The organism is Brachybacterium netajii (SeqCode), assembly GCF_054114245.1.
Window position 1 is genome coordinate 1 of record NZ_JBSYXB010000015.1, and the last position, 15699, is coordinate 15699.

Below are 15699 nucleotides of genomic sequence, written 5' to 3' on the forward strand. Positions count from 1 at the left end.
TCCCCAGTAGACGAGGGGTGCTGTTTGTGCTGTGCGCATCGGAGCCGTCAATGCCGCCGCCAGCGATTGAGCATCGCCAGGTGCAATGGTTTATAGGGAACTCACCGGCCGACGGACAGCGTGATCAGCTGCGTGCTGGAGCAGCACGTAGCGCTGGTCGCGGTGGGAGTGTCGCAGCTGCCGCCGAGATCGGTGGTGCAAACGCCGGTCTCGGGCAGTTCGAGGTGGACCGCGTCCGCTGCGTCGCGGTCGCCAGCGAGAGACGCTGCGATGGAGCGGACCTGCTCATAGCCGGTCGCCATGAGGAACGTGGGGGCGCGTCCGTAGCTCTTCATGCCGGCGATGTAGAAGTTCTTCTCGGGGTGGGCGAGGACTCGTTCCCCGTGAGGCTCGACAGAGCCGCAGGAGTGGAACTCGGGGTCGATGAGCGGTCCCAGCTGGGCGGGGGCCTCGACCGCCGGGTCCAGGTTCAGCCTGAGCTCGGAGAGCATCCCCAGATCAGGACGGAACCCGGTCGCAGGCACCAGCACGTCCACAGTGACCTCGCGCTCCCCGTCCGGAGTCACAGCATGCACGGTCAGCGCGTCCTCACCGGTAAAGCGGGTGATGGTGAAGGAGGTGAGGACCTTGATGCGTCCGGAGTCGACCAGCTGGCGCAGCCGCGAGCCGAGCGCTCCTCGGGCCGCGAGCTCGTCCTGCTCCCCGCCGCCGTAGACGCGGGTGAGGTCCGCGGTGCGGACGGCCCAGGTGATCGCGGTGGTCGAATCCAGTTCCTCGAGTGCCAGAAGGGTGTTCGCGGCCGAGTGGCCAGCGCCGGTGACCATGACACGCTTGCCGGCGACGCGATCGCGATCACGGCCCTGCACATCGGGCAGCGGCGGCGTGATGCGGCCCGCCGCGAGGGCCTCTCGTTCACCGGGAGCAAGGAGACCGGCCTGGCCCAGCGGATTGGGGGTGGACCAGGTGCCGGAGGCATCGATCACAGCGGAAGCAAAGACGTCTTCGCTGTGTCCGTCAGCGGTCTCGATCCGAACGAGGAAGGGGGTCTCCCCCCGGCGCGCGGTGCGGGTCCTGTCCATGCCGGCTCGGGAGACAGCGGTGACGCGTGCGTCGTAGCGGATCGACTCGGCGAGCTGCGGAAGCTGGGCGAGGGGCTCGAGGTACTGCTCGCGCAGCTCGTGACCGGTCGGCAGGGCGTCAACGTCGGGAGCGGTCCAGCCGTCGGCCTCGAGGAGACGCCGCGCGGCGGCATCGAGGTTGTACTGCCACGGGGAGAAGAGCCGGGTGTGCCCCCACTCGGCGATCGCTGCTCCTGCTGCGGGTCCCGCCTCGAGGACGAGGAACGGCAGGCCGCGCTCGGAGAGATGGGCGGCAGCGGCCAGGCCGATAGGGCCAGCCCCAATCACGACGACAGGATTCGAGTTGGTTGCGGTGGTGAGCATGATGGGTCTCCTTGCTGCGGGCGCGGTCAGTTCGCGGTAGCGGTGAGGTCGTTCAGGAGTGCACGGACGCGGGCGTCGATGTCGTCGCGCACCAGGCGCATGCGCTCCATCCCGTCGATGCCCCTCAGGGAAGGCTCATCGGTGTGCCAGATGGTGACCGGCGCGGTCATCCCCTCGACGGGTTCGATGACGGCTTCGCCGCCGATGACGATCACGTGGTCGACGCTGCACAGCAGCTCGGGGGTGACCGGCTGCGGGACGGCGGAGGACATATCCGCGCCGACCTAGGCGATCGCCTCAGCGGACTGGGCATTGAGGGCGGTGCCGGGTCGGGTGCCGGCGGAGTGCACCTTGACGGCATCTCCGGCGTGATGGCGCATGAGGGCGGCCGCCATCTGGGACTTGCCGCCGTTCTTCACGCACACGAACAGGACTGCGGGGCGCTTCGTGGTCATCGCGTGGGGATCTCTCTGCTGGGTCATCGGGTGGGGACGGTGGGGTCGCCGGGGAAGAGCCGGCGGCCCATCGCGAGGGCGACATAGACGAGGGCGACGAGGACGGGGACCTCGATCAGGGGGCCGACGACACCGGCGAGGGCCTGTCCTGAGGTCACGCCGAAGGTGCCGATGGCGACGGCGATGGCGAGCTCGAAGTTGTTGCCCGAGGCGGTGAACGCCATCGTCGTGGATCTGGCGTAGTCCAGGCCGATCGCCCGGCCGAGCAGGAACGCTCCCAGGAACATGACCACGAAGTAGGCCAGCAGCGGCAGGGCGATCCGGGCGACGTCCCCGGGCGAGGTGAGGATCGCGTCGCCTTGGAGAGCGAACAGCAGCACGATGGTGAACAGCAGCCCGTACAGCGCCCACGGGCCGACCTTCGGGAGGAACCGCTCCTCGTACCAGGTGCGGCCCTTCGCCCGCTCCCCGAGGACACGGGTCAGGAAGCCGGCGACCAGAGGGATCCCGAGGAAGATCAGCACGCTGAGGACGATCGCGCCGATCGAGAACTCGGCCGACGTGGTCGGCAGCCCCAGCCACGACGGCAGCGTCTGGAGGTAGAACCAGCCCAGGGCACCGAAGGCGATCACCTGGAAAACGGAGTTGATCGCGACCGGCACGGCGGCAGCTTCGCGGTCACCGCAGGCGAGGTCGTTCCAGATGAGCACCATCGCGATGCAGCGCGCGAGACCCACGATGATCAGGCCGGTCCGGTACTCCGGCAGGTCGGCCAGGAAGATCCACGCGAGGCCGAACATGAGGGCCGGTCCGACGATCCAGTTCAGCACCAACGAAGTCACCAGCAGGCGCCGGTCCGCGCCGATGCGCCGAGTCTCGTCATAGCGGACCTTCGCCAGGACCGGATACATCATCACCAACAGCCCGATCGCGATGGGCAGGGACACGGACCCGATCTTCACCGCCTCCAGCGCGGTGTTCAGGCCGGGGACGAACCGCCCCAGCAGGAGCCCCACGGCCATGGCGGCCAGGATCCATACCGGGAGCCAGCGATCGAGGAAGGACATCCCCTTCATCACGCGCGGCTGCTCCACATCCTTGGTGGTCGTACTCATCAGGCCTCGGCACCTTCCATTGACGGTTATCGATGCGTACGCTATGTTCCACATCGATGACTGTCAATGTAAGGTGAGGGCATGACCACGACGACCGACGCCACAGCCACCGGACTCGCGGCGAGGACCGACTCTGACGAGTGCTGCACGCTGTCCGCAGGCCCGGTCGACACCATCGACGCCGAGCGGATCGCCACCCTGCTCAAGGCGCTATCCGACCCCACACGCCTCCGACTCCTCTCCCACGTCGCCGCCCAGGGCCGCGAGTCGGTCTGCGCGTGCGATCTCACCGAGCCGCTCGGCATCAGTCAGCCCACCGTCAGCCACCACATGAAGAAGCTCGTCGACGCCGGCCTGCTCACGCGCGAGCAGAAGGGCCGCTGGGCCCACTACTCCGTCGTCCCGTCAGCCTTCGCCGAGCTCCGTGCGTTCCTCGACATCGCCTGAACCCCATCTTTCGCACCCCTGTCTGGAGACCCTCATGACCGTTCGCCCCAGCGTCTTGTTCGTCTGTGTCCACAACGCCGGTCGATCCCAGATGGCAGCCGGGTGGCTGCGGGAACTCGCCGGAGACCGCATCGAGGTCCGCTCCGCCGGGTCTGCCCCCGCCGACTCGATCAACCCCGCAGCGGTGGAGGCCATGGCGGAGGTCGGCATCGACATCTCCCACCAGAACCCGAAGATCCTCACTCCCGAATCCGTCCAGGCCTCCGACGTGGTCATCACCATGGGATGCGGCGACGCCTGCCCCTACTACCCCGGCAAGCGGTACGAGGACTGGAAGCTCGAGGACCCCGCCGGCAAGGGCGTCGCGGAAGTCCGCCCGGTGCGCGATGAGATCCGCACCCGCATCGAGGAGCTCATCGCCAGCCTCCTGCCGCAGCACGCCCCGACCACTCCAGCTGAGAGCTGAGGACCGTGATGGCAACGCCGCGCGAGACCCCCTCACTCCTGAACACCGAGCACGTCCTCCACAGCATCGCCGAGGACCTCTCCCACCGATTCACCGGAATCTTCGCCGCCGAAACGGTCGACCGATACGTCTTCGAGTCCTACACCGCTCTCGCTCGCACCTCCACGATCACCTCGCACCTGCCCTCTCTCACCGAGCGCTTCGCCCGAGACCGATTGACCGCACTCGCACAGTCCAAGGGTGCCGCCCCGCACGACGTCCCCGAAGTGCTGCTGGTATGCGTCCAGAACGCGGGACGCTCCCAGATGGCTGCCGCGCTGCTGGATCATCACGCGGCCGGTCGAGTGCACGTCCGCTCCGCCGGATCCGCACCCAGCGAAGCGCTCCACCCGCGTGCCGTGGAAGTGATGCGAGAGATAGGGATCGATCTAACCTTGGCATTCCCCAAGCCCCTCACTGACGACGTCGTCCGCGCTGCCGACGTTGTCATCACTATGGGCTGCGGAGACGCCTGCCCCATCTACTCAGGCAAAATCTACGAAGACTGGGACCTCCACGACCCCGCAGACAGCTCCCTTGAGCAGGCACGTGAAGTCCGTGAGGAGATCGACATACGAGTCCGCCGGCTGCTGAAGGACATCCTTCCCTGACCAGCAGCTCTCCTCAGAGCCGCAGACGAGTGAATCTTCGCTGGCATTTGGGACCTCCAGGTCTGTCCTGGTCCGCGCTGCACTCGTGAGAACTTTCTATACTCCTTCAAGGGGCGGCTCCGCCGCCCGCCGCGAGTGGCACGTGATCGCTTCCGGTCCTCGCTACGCTGCGGGCCTCAGCGCTCACCGTGTCACTCGCTCTGTAAGCGGCACCTACAATTCGCCGGATAAAACTGCACCTATAGACCCACGGAAAGTCGAATGGCCCAGCATAAGCGTAATCTCCAGCTAGCGTTCGACTATGTGATCTGCGAGCGTTGCAACGAGCAACGGATCCTCGCTCGCTCGTGCATTAACTGCGGGCGAGGTCCCGAGCCTGATGAGCGTCAGCAGGATCTCTCTCGGAGAATCGATCTGGTGGACGAATTTCAAGCGAACCGAATTACTCCGACTTCGCTACCCGTTGCTGATCTGAGTCAGCTTGAGCGCCAAGTAGACGAAACAACTCGAGCAGTTGAACGCGCGTTGGCGAAAGCGTCCCGTGGGAACGGGGGGCCGGAAGTCCTTGTAACTGCCTTCTCTCAGCTTGATAGCGTTGCGCTCTCTTGGCAATTACCCCAACTTCGACCAAATAGAAATCTAGGAAAGCTCATCGGGCGCGCACTCGGGCAACTGCGGGCTGGATACGAGAAGTTCCTTGATGCCATGTGCGCCCCAGACATGAACGAGGCGCAAAGGTGTGAAGCTGAAGGCAACGCTGAAATTAGGCTGGGTGAATATCATCTTGAGCAAATCGAAGAGCTGATCTGGGCGGGCGAAGTTTCAGAAGGCTCAGACCCACTCCAGGTAGCTAACAGTGCTGGCCGGGCCATTCGCGACCGACTGGGCAACCCGGCCACAATCGAGGCACTGGAGCTTGAGCTCAGACGCATTGAAGGTACGGGATCGGTAAGTGGATCCGGCGTTGAGCACCAGATGATGCGCATTCTGGCGCTCACGCAATTTGACTTTGATCGCTTCAGCGCTATTCGGGACAGTGTTGCGGATGCTCTTGGGAGGTCCGTTGCCTTCTTGGGGTTGGGACGGGAGGAAGCGTGGCGGAGACAACATGCCATGGCGCAGTCAAACCTCTCAGGATCACTTAGCGCAGCAAATCTTGTCGTGAATTCTGGAGATTCAGGGGAGCTGGATATTGTCAATAGTGCAGTTCGGTGTGTTGCAACTCTTCGAGATGGCGTATTGCGGCACGCTGTTGCAACTTTAGTGGCTTGCGACCCGCGCGAGTATGACTCATTCGTAAATAGGAGTGGTGGATTTGCTCTAAAAGCGGCCGATAGGCGTTTTCCGGAGATTCCGATATCTGAGGGGCTTGAGCCGAGTTTTCGTCACGCCGGAGGGCACGGAGGAGTGGATGACTTGGATGGCGATCAGGTTACCATTCAGGGCAAAACATTCTCGCCTGAGCAGTTTATCGACGTGTATCTCGCTTATCTGGAGACCGTTCTCTCTGTTTGGAGCGGCCTGAATCTCGCACTCGACCGGCTCGGGGGAGAGTTTAAGGTGCGGAGCTATATTTCGCCCAGGGATGTGAAGACGGCAATTACTGCCGGGGTGGGAATCTTGGGAGTGGAGTGCGCTTCAATTGAGATGCGCAGAGACAAGCTCTGGTTAAAGGTCAATAGCCCTGATCACGACTGGTTGCAAGTTGCGGCGTTCGTCAGCGGAATTGAGCTAGTTGATGCGAATTCTTTGCTAATTGATATACTGGGCGATGTGGAACCTCATCATTTCACGGCCAGCTTAAGCGCATTTAGGGAGGCGGACTATGCTGCGGCGGCTATGTGTGATGAGGAGAATGCACTCCTCGTTGCTGGTGTGCTTGCGGCGTGTGCGTTGGACGGGGTCTCGTTATGGTACAGGCAGGACTGGTCTGCAGTTCTATCGAAGTTGACTTCGCTAGATGGCGTAGAGGATTACAGGGTTTGGATTGCTCGCCTCAAGGACTTTAGGCGTCTAGCGACAGAAGTTGGCGATGATGATTCTGCGGCATCATGTGTATCCGCAATTCGGAGTTTCCGGGCAGTGTGAGCGTGGTTTGGGTGTAACGCGCATGGAAGCACCTCCATCCCTTGACAGCAACGATGACAGCAACGCGATGGCGTCCGTCGGTCACGGTCTAGCTATGTGAGCTCCCTGACCAGCCATAACGTGGCTTGCTCTGCATGCTCTGTCGGACTTTTAATCCGCGGGTCGAGGGTTCGATCCCCTCCGGGCCCACCTTGTGCTCGATGTCCAAGACCGGGGCTTGATGCGTGATGAGCTGGCTCTCGCAGGTGGCCGCGGTGAGAGCAGACCGGCGCCCGTGATGCCTGACATGATGAGCAGCTCGCGTCGACTCAGCTCGCGATCCGTCAGACCGCCCATCCACCTCGCTCAGTCATCGTGCGAGTCCTTCTCCGTCCGGCGCGCGGACAGCCTTCGGTCGATGACGACTGCCACCACCGCGGTCACGATGGAGGCAACGGGGATCAGGCAGACGAACGTGATGGCCAGCGCAGAAGGGACGCTCCCCGCCTGACGAACGCGAGGGCGAGGAGGTCGACCCTCAGCATCCGCAGGACGCCGGGGTGAGGAAGCTCGGGTGATCTGCTCATCGCAGCTCTCTCAGCGGGGCAGGCGGGAACGGCGGGCGAGGGCGGCTAGCCCCCAGGCCACGAGGCCCGCTATCGCGCCGGCGATGGCGCCGGTGATGAGGCTCGACAGCGCGGCGAAGGAGCGCAGGATGACGGCCTGGATGGCGGGGTCGAGTGCGGCGAGGTTGCCTCCGAGCCGGGGCGGGTTGTCCGTGAACGCGATGCCCCACAGGAGCTGATGCCCTACGGCAAGGAAGATCCCGTAGCAGACGCCGATCGCCAGGATGGTGACGAACGGATTGGGCGCCTTCGCGACGAGGACGACGATGATCCACACGATTGGCGGAAGGAAGACGAATAGCGCGTTGTTCGCGGTGCCTTCGTGGATGATGCCGAGGTCATGGAGGATCACACGGGGCGCCGCGAGCAGCGCGAGCCCGATGGTCGCCACGAGCGGCAGCCCGAGGCGGCGGCGCGTGGACGTGGAGACGGGGGCGGCGGGAGCGGGAGAAGGCGACGGGTTGTGATCGGTCATGTCTAGACGCTAGGAACTGCATCGCGCTTCAGCCGTCGGCCCATGCTCTCGACCTTGATCGCATCTCTGCGTAGTCCTGATACGTCAGAGAGCGACGTCGCGGTGCTCCGAGAGGAGGTTGCACGGCGGCTGACCTGCCTCCTGCCCTGGAAGAGTGTCAACCGCCGGTGGTGTCCATGAGTCGAAGCAACGTGGGGCTCGCCGGCTGGTTGTCCGGCCAAGGGATCTGCCGTGGTCAGCGAGCCGATTCGGCGGCGGAGGCGACGGTAGATCTCCTCCGCGATCTCGTTCGGCGTCCAGGACGCGGCCAGATCCGCCTCCGTCCGCGCTGTGAGCACAGAGTCCCCGGAATCCCCGGAGGCCTTCCGCTGCGGCGGACGTGCCCGGCGATGCTGCGCTCTCATGCCCGTGGTGACGGCCTGCCGGCCGCGAGCGCTCGCCGTGATCCGGTGACGTTCCCTGGAGATCAGCGAGGGGCATCGCCCCAGGTGACGAGCGATCCTCCGCGCCGAACAGCCCGCCTTCGATGCTGTCGGGATCTCCGACCTGTCACTGAACGTCAGCCCCGATCGCGCCACCCGTGCACAGGCCCCTGCGAATTCGCCACCGGATTGGTGACGCTGGCCGGGCAGCCTATGGCGACGAGGTGAAGCCGACGGGCTTCCCGAGTTTCCTCGCGTACGCGATCTCCCGCTGGACGGACTCGCCGATGCGACCATCAGGATTGACCACGAGGATGCGATCGGCGAGGTCGATCTTGTGCAGGTGGAGCGCATCGAGCAGGTCCTTCTGCTCGGCGGAGATCGTTCCGCTCGTCTCGCCCGCCTCGCCCGGTGCGAGGACGATGATCCCGGCGAACGTCAGGTCGCGGTTCACGGCGCGCATCTCGGCGGCGAATCGGAGTGCTCCGCAGAGGCAGACGATCTCCGGTCGTCCGGTCATGGCGCCCGCCCCGCCCATCAGTCCTGCTGCTCCGCCGCGGCGTCGAACTCCTCGCGGGCGGCGAGGATGCCGGCCATGTGGGAGGTCGCCCAGGTCTCCAGGGCGTGGAGCGGTGCGACGAGCTCGGTGCCCGTCGCGGTGAGCTCGTACTCGACCCGGGGCGGGATCTCGGGGTACTGGGTGCGCGTGACGAGGCCGTCGCGCTCGAGGGTGCGCAGGGTCTGGGTGAGCATCCGGTAGGAGATGCCGTCGACGCGCGCGGTGATGTCCTTGAAGCGCAGGGGGCCGTCGGCGAGGGCGCCGACGATCAGGACGGTCCAGAGCTCGCCGATCTCGTCGAGGACCCGACGGGAGGGGCAGGTCCTGCTGTACGGGTCGAACATCTCGGCGCTCATCGGGGCGTCACCTCTCCATCTGCTGCTCGCGCCAGCGTAGCCCGCGCGCGTGCGGCCTTCGCGCCGCCCTCGCGCCGCGGGCAGGATGCGGAGAGGCGGAGAAGCAGCTCGGGGCGGGCCGGACCGCAGGGTCCGGCCCGCCCCGAGGGCGTCGTCGATCACGCCACGATCGAGAAGCCGCCCGTCCACGGGGTCTGCTCGGTGACGGCGAGGCCGATCTGCACGGCGCCGATCGCTTCGAGCTCGTGGGCGCGCTTCAGGGGGCCCGCGTCGACGGCGCGCAGGCCGCCACCGGTGACGACGGCGCTGAGTGCGGTCTTCGCGTCCGTGTCGTCGCCGGCGATGAGCACCGCGGTGGTGGCGGTGCCGGTGGTGCCGGAGGCGAGGGCGGCGGCGAAGTTCGTGTTGAAGGCCTTCAGGACCGTTGCGCCCGGAACCTGCGCGGCGATCTCGGCGGCGGCGGAGGAGCCGACGGGATCGATCACGATGTCGCCGGTGCCGAAGTCGATCGGGTTGCTCGGGTCCACGAGGACCTTCCCGGCCAGGCCGTCAGGGTAGGCGGCGAGTACCTCGGCGATGGCCGGGTAGGGCAGGGCGAGGACGACGAGGTCGCCGGTGATCGCCTCCCCGATCGTGCCCGCGGTCGCGCCGGGCACCGCGGCGGCCCGGGCCGCATCGCGCGCGAGGACCTGCACGGCGGAGCCGGCGGCGACGGCGATCTGTGCGACCGCAGCGCCGATGTTGCCGGCGCCGATGACGGTGACGGCGGGAAGAGAGGTCGTGCTCATGGGGAACTCCTTGCGTAGATCGGGCGCATCACCTTGATGCTCTCAAAATGAGAGTAGCACTCTCGTTGAGAGTTGCAAGGGGTGGTGCTCCTGGATCACACGGCGTCGTCCCGTCGTCATCCCGCCGTCGTCCCACCCGTCGGCACACCGCCGGCATCACACCACCGACGCCACCCCGTACAGCACGAGCGACAGCGCGAAGCCGACGAGCGCCATGGCGGTCTGGACGATCGTCCAGCTGGCGAGGGTCTGCTTCATGGTGAGCCCGAAGAAGCGGGAGACCAGCCAGAACCCGGAGTCGTTGACGTGGGAGACGCCGACGGAGCCCGCGGACATGGCCATCACGATCGCGACGATCTGCATCGCGGAGAAGTCGCCCGCGGCGACGACGGCGGCCATGAGCGAGGCCGCGGTCGTCAGCGCGACCGTCGCCGAGCCCTGCGCGATGCGGACGATCTGCGCGATGAGGAAGGCCGCGACGATGACCGGCAGGCCGATGCTGTTGAGGGAGCCGGCGACGGCGTCGCCGATGCCCGTCAGCCGCAGGACGCCGCCGAACATGCCGCCCGCACCGGTCACGACGACGACCGAGCAGATCGGGCCGAGGGCCGAGTCCTGGATCTTCTCGATCAGGGTGCCGGACTTCCCGGCGCCCCAGCCGAGCACCACCATCGACACCAGCACGGTGATCAGCAGCGCGATCGGCGTCTCGCCGAGGGTGCGCAGCACCTGCACGAGCGGCTGCGCGAGGAAGGCGTCGCGATCCGCGGTGGCCGAGGCGACGGTGTTCAGGCCGGTGTTCAGCAGGATCAGCACGAGCGGCAGCAGCAGCATCGAGATGATCGCCGGGACCGACGGGCGCGACTCGAAGCCGGTCTCCTCGGTCTCCGAGCCGAGGATCGTGGGGACCGGCACCGGGATGCGGTCGCCGAGGACCTTCCCGGCGATCGGCGCGACGGCCGCCCAGATGATCAGCGCGAAGACGAGGCCGACGAGCAGCACGAGGCCCACGTCGGCCCCCATGATGTTCGCGGCCGCGACCGGACCGGGATGCGGCGGGGAGAAGATGTGCATCGCCGAGAAGGCGACGGCGCTCGGGAACGCGATCGACAGGAACGAGGCGCCGGTGCGGCGGGCGACCGCGTAGATGATCGGCATCATCACCACGAGGCCGGCGTCGAAGAAGATCGGGAAGCCCATGAGCAGGCTCGCGATCGACAGCGCCATGCCGGCGCGACGGTCGCCGAACAGGTCGATCATCTTCTCGGCGAGCACCTGGGCGCCGCCCGAGGCCTCGATCATCCGCCCCAGCATCGCGCCGAGGCCGACGAGCAGCATGACGTTGCCGAGCGTCGAGTTGAATCCGAAGCCGATGGCCTCGAGCAGACGGTTCGCGGGGACGCCGGCGGCGACCGCGGTGAGCAGGCTCGTGATCAGCAGGGCGAGGAAGGCGTGCATGCGCAGCGCCATGATCATGACGAGCAGGGCCGCGATCGCCGCGACGGCGAGGATCAGCAGACCGCCCGTGCCGAGATCCCAGTTCAGGACGAGGTCGTCCATGGCGTGACTCCTTTGTCGACGATGGCCCGACGGATGGGGGTGCGTCAGCGTACGTCAGACTCTGCCCTGCCGAACGGGCGGCGCGCCAGGGTGGCGAGGAGCGAGGAGAGCGGCGTGGAGCGAGGAGGGCGTGAGGAGAGAAGAGCGAGGAGCTCGCTGGACCTCAGCGACCGGAGAGGTCCCTGCCGAGCGGATGGGTGAGCGCCGCGGCGACGCGCTGCACGGCCGCCCCGATCCGGGCCGTCCGCTCGGGGTCGAGCTCGGCGGAGGGGAGCGCGGAGCCGACGGCGAGGAGCGGGTCCGAGGGGTGCCACGGCGGCAGGGGAGCGGCGATGCCCGTGATGCCCGCCGTCGAGCGGCCGTCGTCGATCGCGAAGCCGCGCTCGCGGGCCTCCGCGACCCGGGCCCGGATCTGCGTCGCCGTGGAGTCGGAGCGCGAGGTCAGCGCCGGGATCTCGGTGCGCGCGAGGACGTCCTCGATCGCGTCGTCGGGCAGGGCCGAGAGCATGGCGAGGCCGGTCGCCGTCAGCACGAGGGGGAGCCGGGCGCCTAGGGGTGAGCCCAGACGGTGCTCGCGCCCCTCGTAGCGCACCAGGTAAAGCGTGTCGAGGTCGTCGCGGGCGGCGATCTGCACCAGCTCCCCGGCCAGGTCCTCCTCCTGCTCGACGGCGGGGAAGAACTCCCGCACCTGATGGAACTGCGAGGAGAAGCGGCCGCCGAGCTCCGCGGTCCGCATGCCCAGCCGGTAGCCGCCGTCGGTCCGACGGATCATCCGGCCGTCCTCGAGGACCGCGCACAGGGCGTCGGCGTCCTCCGCGGCGATGCCGAGCGCATCGGCGATCTCCGTCGTCGGCGTGGGCCGTGCGGAGGCGTCGGCGAGCAGGTCGAGCACCTCCAGGGCCCGACGGACCTCGGGCACCGGATCGGTGGGACCGGGCATGGCATCGCTCCTCTCCGGCGGTGGGCTGGCCGGTAGCGTAGCGCCGGCCTCACCGGGGCGGCCCGCTCGTCCACCGCAGCCGCGGATAGGGGACGAACCGATCACCGTTCGACAACGATGCAGGCCCTGGGCCCGCAGGGGCTCCGGAGTCCGGGACGATGGTGTTCTGCACCCCCGCGATCCGTCGGGGCCAGATCTGAGGCAGGTCGGAGGGAGGCGCCGGGATGATCGCACGGATCGGCGCCGTCGCGACGGCCTTCGGCGCGCTCGTCGTCATGCTCGCCCCCACCTGGCGCGTGCCCTGGTCGGGTCCGATGGACACGACCACCGGGGAGATCCCCACCGTGTACACGCTCGAGGCCTGGTACAGCGCCACCCTCTTCGGCTACGGCGACGTCTTCCCGATGCTCGCGATGGTGCTGACGATCTTCGCGCTCATCGCCGGCGGCGTCAGCCTCCGCAGCCGGGACCGCATGCGCACCGCGGGCGCCCTCGCCGCGGCCGCGGCCCTGTCCTCGCTGCTCGGCGGCCTCGTCTTCGACTCGCTCACCGCCGGACCGCTCTCCGCGATGGCGCTGCTGCTGGTCTCCGCCGCCCTCGCCCTGCTGCTCGGATCCCGGCCGCTCCCGGAGCTCTCGGAGGCGGCGACGTCGACCAGCACGGCGGCGTCGACCGGCGCGGCGGCGTCGACCGCTACGACGGCGGCGGAGCAGCCCTGCCCCGCCGCCCGCGCCTCTCGCCCCGTCAGGGGATGACGACCTCCTCGACCTGACCGGACGCCGCCGAGCGCGCCGCCGCCTCCATGAGCGCGAGGCTGCCCAGGTTCGCCCGGCCCGAGGTCTCCGGGACCGTCCCGTTCTCGATCGCGTCGGCGAAGATCCGCAGGCCCGCCGCACGGCCCAGCAGCTCCATGTCCTCCAGCTCGATCTCCTGCGGCTCCTCGCCGACGAGACGGAGCGTCACGCGCTCCTTCTCCGTCGGATCCGCGTAGGCGCCGCCCCCGCGGCTCGTGAACGACAGCTCGCCGAGCTCCCCGGAGACCCGCCACTCGCCCGCCCAGGGCGTCGGCTCGCCGCGGTCCACCCAGCTGCCGCGGTAGCTGACGACGAGGCCGTCGGCCATCTCGATCGTCATCACGGCCTGCGCCTCCTCCACGTACTTGCTGAAGGACGGATCCTTCACCTTCGTGTACACGCGCACGGCCTCCTGGCCGGTGACCTTCCGCAGCAGGTCCACGTGGTGGATCGCCATGTCGTACAGCAGCGGATGCGGGAAGCGGTAGTGCGGGTGCGCGTCGAACGCCTTGTCGTTGTCCCACTGGCGGAAGTCGATGCTCAGCGAGGCGACCTCGCCGATCGCGCCCTCGGCGAGCAGACGCTGCGCCGCCCGCGGCGCCGGATAGTTGCGATAGTTCTGGCTGACCTGCACCACGAGGCCCAGCTCCTCGGCGCGCGCGGCGACCTCGGCGGCCTCGGCGAGGGAGTTCGCGAAGGGCTTCTCCACGATCACGTGCTTGCCCGCCGCGAGCGCCTCGAGGGCGAGCGGCGCATGGGTGACCGCCGGGGCGGTGATCACCACGGCGTCGGCCTCGACGGCCGCGAGCGCCGCCGTCAGCGAGGGGAACGCCTGCTCGTCGGACAGGCCGAGAGCCTCCTGGACCGCCGCGAGCGTGGCCTCGCTGGGGTCGGCGATCGCCGCCACCTCGATCTCCTCGACGGCGGGGATCGCGGTGCGCGCCCAGTCGCCGCCCCAGCCTCCGAGGCCCACATGGATGATGCGGATCGTCATCGATGAATCTCCCTGCTCCTGCGATGGATGTCGTGGGGACCCATGCTTCCATCTCGCGGGCCGGGGGATGACCGGTCGGCCTCAGGCGTCGGCCAGGAGCGTCCTCAGGATCCCGATCGCCTGATCGCGCTCGACCCGCTTCCCGAAGGGGTGCACGTCGGCGCGGACCACGCCGCGATGCTCGGCGACATGCGCGCGCACCCGCTCCTCGAGGGCCGCCGACGACGGCGCATGCACCGACACCGGCGGATCCAGCACCACGCCGACGCAGATGTGGCCCTCCTCGTAGAACACGTACAGGGCCCGCTGCGCGGCGCTGCCGAACAGGTCCGTCTCGGCGGGGGCGGGCAGCGGCCCGAGCGTCGTGAACAGATGGCTGTGGGCGTCGGCCCGTTCGCGTGCACCGCGGCGCCGGGCGCCGCCGCGGATCGTCAGCTCAGCAGAATCGGCCCTCAGCGCGAGGACCTTCCGGCGGGAGTCGTCGTCGACCATGGATGCCTCCTTCGCCCCTCCAGTATGCGCGTGCGGACGAGTCCTGTCAGGTGCGACTGAGGCGCGACGCCGTCAGTCCTCGAGCCCTGCCCGGCGCAGGGTCCGCACGAGCTTGTCCTCGAGCAGCGCGATCGACCGACGGTCATGGCCGCGAAGATGCTCGAGCGCCGCGAGCGCGGTGACCGCCACGTCGATCAGCTCCTCCTGCACGTCCTCGGGCGTGTGGGTCGTGCCCTTGCGGGGGTTCTGCCCCGTCGCGCCGATGTGCGCGGCGACGACCTCGCCGGCCTCCTCGGTGATCTTCGCGATCCGCGCCCAGGTCGCCGCCTCGGGATCGCGGTGCGCATTGCCCGCATCGATCCACTCGCTCAGGCGGGCGATGCCGTCGGAGACGCGGTCCTGGATGTCGGGGATGCTCGAGTCCATGACGCCATTCTCGCGCCAGGCCCCGTCTGCGGTGGCGTGCCCGGTCCCGGATCCGGCGTCGCGATGCTGCTGCTCGGACTGCCGATAGGTGCGCGCGATCGCGACCATGAGATGGCGCCTCATCATCCGCTTGGAAGGAGTGCGTGATCGACTTCTCCTCCCCAATCCGATGTTTCCACAGGGAAATCAGGAATGTGGATGGCGAATGTGGATGGAGGAATCGTGGGGAGGAGAAGTCGCTGTTCACTCCTCCCCAATGGTCAAATATCCACAGGCTGTTTCTTTGCTGTTCATGGATTGTCGATGATGGGGGTGAATTCGATGATGGATCGATGAACAGCGGGTCGACCGTGGGGTCGGCGGGATGCAGGGGAGGGGGTGTCGGGATGGGCGGGAAACGTGGCCAAGGGGGTCGGGGTGGTCAGCGCGGGGCGGGCGAAGATGCCGGGACTGCTGCTGGGGGTATGGATGGCCTGGTGCGGTGGTGGATGGCGCAGGCATCAGCATTGACGGCATCCGCGCCGGGCCTCGAGGCCCTGATGGAGACGTCGCCGGGGGCGCTGGTGGATCTGATGCGCCTGCTGGAGTCGACGCGGAACAGTCTGGACGCGCTCGCGACACGGGC

Annotated in this window: 16 protein-coding genes and 2 pseudogenes; 5 read left to right on the top strand and 13 right to left on the bottom strand. The window is 67.7% G+C overall.

Features of this window, described 5'->3' with window-relative positions; all coding sequences use genetic code 11:
- Nucleotides 1-101: 101 nt before the first annotated feature.
- The 3 genes and pseudogenes from ACXET9_RS15915 to arsB form a co-directional block, all read right to left on the bottom strand.
- Nucleotides 102-1442, bottom strand: a complete 1341-nt coding sequence (locus ACXET9_RS15915) for an FAD-dependent oxidoreductase (protein ID WP_457887663.1) — start codon at nt 1440-1442, stop codon at nt 102-104.
- A 26-nt stretch (nt 1443-1468) separates the two neighbouring features.
- Nucleotides 1469-1897, bottom strand: a pseudogene (locus tag ACXET9_RS15920) (arsenate-mycothiol transferase ArsC).
- A gap of 23 nt (nt 1898-1920) precedes the next feature.
- Entirely contained in the window at nt 1921-3012 is a 1092-nt protein-coding gene (gene arsB / locus ACXET9_RS15925) for an ACR3 family arsenite efflux transporter (protein WP_457887664.1), read from the bottom strand.
- An 81-nt stretch (nt 3013-3093) separates the two neighbouring features.
- Here arsB and ACXET9_RS15930 point away from each other — a divergent pair, with 81 nt between their 5' ends.
- The 4 genes from ACXET9_RS15930 to ACXET9_RS15945 all read left to right on the top strand — a co-directional run bounded on the left by ACXET9_RS15930 (nt 3094) and on the right by ACXET9_RS15945 (nt 6663).
- Nucleotides 3094-3459, top strand: coding sequence for an ArsR/SmtB family transcription factor (locus ACXET9_RS15930; RefSeq protein WP_457887665.1), 366 nt, complete (start codon nt 3094-3096; stop codon nt 3457-3459).
- A gap of 34 nt (nt 3460-3493) precedes the next feature.
- Nucleotides 3494-3925 carry an arsenate reductase ArsC gene (locus ACXET9_RS15935; protein ID WP_457887666.1) on the top strand — a complete coding sequence of 144 codons (432 nt, stop codon included), beginning with the start codon at nt 3494-3496 and terminating at the stop codon, nt 3923-3925.
- An 8-nt stretch (nt 3926-3933) separates the two neighbouring features.
- A complete protein-coding gene (locus ACXET9_RS15940; RefSeq protein WP_457887667.1) occupies nt 3934-4575 on the top strand; it encodes an arsenate reductase ArsC in 642 nt (213 codons plus the stop codon).
- Between the two features lie 261 nt (nt 4576-4836).
- Nucleotides 4837-6663, top strand: coding sequence for a hypothetical protein (locus tag ACXET9_RS15945; RefSeq protein ID WP_457887668.1), 1827 nt, complete (start codon nt 4837-4839; stop codon nt 6661-6663).
- A 576-nt stretch (nt 6664-7239) separates the two neighbouring features.
- On the opposite strand, the gene ACXET9_RS15950 is transcribed toward ACXET9_RS15945, so the two are convergent.
- From ACXET9_RS15950 to ACXET9_RS15980, 7 genes and pseudogenes are all read right to left on the bottom strand, one after another.
- Nucleotides 7240-7743, bottom strand: a complete 504-nt coding sequence (locus tag ACXET9_RS15950; RefSeq protein WP_457887669.1) for a hypothetical protein — start codon at nt 7741-7743, stop codon at nt 7240-7242.
- Nucleotides 7744-7937: 194 nt separating this feature from the next.
- Nucleotides 7938-8321, bottom strand: a pseudogene (locus tag ACXET9_RS15955) (helix-turn-helix domain-containing protein); the annotation flags it as partial.
- Between the two features lie 55 nt (nt 8322-8376).
- Nucleotides 8377-8685, bottom strand: coding sequence for a hypothetical protein (locus tag ACXET9_RS15960; RefSeq protein WP_457887670.1), 309 nt, complete (start codon nt 8683-8685; stop codon nt 8377-8379).
- Nucleotides 8686-8702: 17 nt separating this feature from the next.
- Nucleotides 8703-9080, bottom strand: a complete 378-nt coding sequence (locus tag ACXET9_RS15965) for a winged helix-turn-helix transcriptional regulator (RefSeq protein WP_457887671.1) — start codon at nt 9078-9080, stop codon at nt 8703-8705.
- A 158-nt stretch (nt 9081-9238) separates the two neighbouring features.
- The gene (locus ACXET9_RS15970; protein ID WP_457887672.1) at nt 9239-9868 is read right to left on the bottom strand and encodes an NADPH-dependent F420 reductase; all 630 of its coding nucleotides are present in this window, start codon (nt 9866-9868) and stop codon (nt 9239-9241) included.
- A 156-nt stretch (nt 9869-10024) separates the two neighbouring features.
- Nucleotides 10025-11428 (bottom strand): GntP family permease, encoded by a 1404-nt coding sequence (locus ACXET9_RS15975; RefSeq protein ID WP_457887673.1) that lies wholly within the window; start codon nt 11426-11428, stop codon nt 10025-10027.
- Between the two features lie 163 nt (nt 11429-11591).
- A complete protein-coding gene (locus tag ACXET9_RS15980) occupies nt 11592-12368 on the bottom strand; it encodes an IclR family transcriptional regulator (RefSeq protein ID WP_457887674.1) in 777 nt (258 codons plus the stop codon).
- 224 nt (nt 12369-12592) lie between these two features.
- Between ACXET9_RS15980 and ACXET9_RS15985 the strand changes: the two genes are divergently transcribed.
- Complete coding sequence (locus tag ACXET9_RS15985; RefSeq protein ID WP_457887675.1) at nt 12593-13123, top strand: hypothetical protein; 531 nt, start codon at nt 12593-12595, stop codon at nt 13121-13123.
- On the opposite strand, the gene ACXET9_RS15990 is transcribed toward ACXET9_RS15985, so the two are convergent.
- The 3 genes from ACXET9_RS15990 to ACXET9_RS16000 all read right to left on the bottom strand — a co-directional run bounded on the left by ACXET9_RS15990 (nt 13113) and on the right by ACXET9_RS16000 (nt 15197).
- On the bottom strand, nt 13113-14156 hold the full coding sequence (locus tag ACXET9_RS15990; protein ID WP_457887676.1) for a Gfo/Idh/MocA family protein: 1044 nt from the start codon (nt 14154-14156) through the stop codon (nt 13113-13115). The two genes, ACXET9_RS15985 and ACXET9_RS15990, sit on opposite strands and share 11 nt — an antisense overlap.
- A gap of 81 nt (nt 14157-14237) precedes the next feature.
- On the bottom strand, nt 14238-14648 hold the full coding sequence (locus ACXET9_RS15995; RefSeq protein WP_457887677.1) for a hypothetical protein: 411 nt from the start codon (nt 14646-14648) through the stop codon (nt 14238-14240).
- Between the two features lie 72 nt (nt 14649-14720).
- Entirely contained in the window at nt 14721-15197 is a 477-nt protein-coding gene (locus tag ACXET9_RS16000; RefSeq protein WP_457887678.1) for a MazG-like family protein, read from the bottom strand.
- Between the last annotated feature and the right edge of the window lie 502 nt (nt 15198-15699).

Excerpts from the sequence above, each read along its gene's own strand:
- ACXET9_RS15960 (WP_457887670.1), bottom strand. The coding sequence starts at position 8,685 with ATGACCGGACGACCGGAGATCGTCTGCCTCTGCGGAGCACTCCGATTC.
- ACXET9_RS15930 (WP_457887665.1), top strand. The coding sequence starts at position 3,094 with ATGACCACGACGACCGACGCCACAGCCACCGGACTCGCGGCGAGGACC.
- ACXET9_RS15940 (WP_457887667.1), top strand. The coding sequence starts at position 3,934 with ATGGCAACGCCGCGCGAGACCCCCTCACTCCTGAACACCGAGCACGTC.
- ACXET9_RS15985 (WP_457887675.1), top strand. The coding sequence starts at position 12,593 with ATGATCGCACGGATCGGCGCCGTCGCGACGGCCTTCGGCGCGCTCGTC.
- ACXET9_RS15980 (WP_457887674.1), bottom strand. The coding sequence starts at position 12,368 with ATGCCCGGTCCCACCGATCCGGTGCCCGAGGTCCGTCGGGCCCTGGAG.
- ACXET9_RS15995 (WP_457887677.1), bottom strand. The coding sequence starts at position 14,648 with ATGGTCGACGACGACTCCCGCCGGAAGGTCCTCGCGCTGAGGGCCGAT.
- ACXET9_RS15915 (WP_457887663.1), bottom strand. The coding sequence starts at position 1,442 with ATGCTCACCACCGCAACCAACTCGAATCCTGTCGTCGTGATTGGGGCT.
- ACXET9_RS16000 (WP_457887678.1), bottom strand. The coding sequence starts at position 15,197 with ATGAGGCGCCATCTCATGGTCGCGATCGCGCGCACCTATCGGCAGTCC.
- ACXET9_RS15945 (WP_457887668.1), top strand. The coding sequence starts at position 4,837 with ATGGCCCAGCATAAGCGTAATCTCCAGCTAGCGTTCGACTATGTGATC.
- ACXET9_RS15975 (WP_457887673.1), bottom strand. The coding sequence starts at position 11,428 with ATGGACGACCTCGTCCTGAACTGGGATCTCGGCACGGGCGGTCTGCTG.
- ACXET9_RS15935 (WP_457887666.1), top strand. The coding sequence starts at position 3,494 with ATGACCGTTCGCCCCAGCGTCTTGTTCGTCTGTGTCCACAACGCCGGT.
- ACXET9_RS15965 (WP_457887671.1), bottom strand. The coding sequence starts at position 9,080 with ATGAGCGCCGAGATGTTCGACCCGTACAGCAGGACCTGCCCCTCCCGT.
- ACXET9_RS15950 (WP_457887669.1), bottom strand. The coding sequence starts at position 7,743 with ATGACCGATCACAACCCGTCGCCTTCTCCCGCTCCCGCCGCCCCCGTC.
- ACXET9_RS15970 (WP_457887672.1), bottom strand. The coding sequence starts at position 9,868 with ATGAGCACGACCTCTCTTCCCGCCGTCACCGTCATCGGCGCCGGCAAC.
- ACXET9_RS15990 (WP_457887676.1), bottom strand. The coding sequence starts at position 14,156 with ATGACGATCCGCATCATCCATGTGGGCCTCGGAGGCTGGGGCGGCGAC.
- arsB (WP_457887664.1), bottom strand. The coding sequence starts at position 3,012 with ATGAGTACGACCACCAAGGATGTGGAGCAGCCGCGCGTGATGAAGGGG.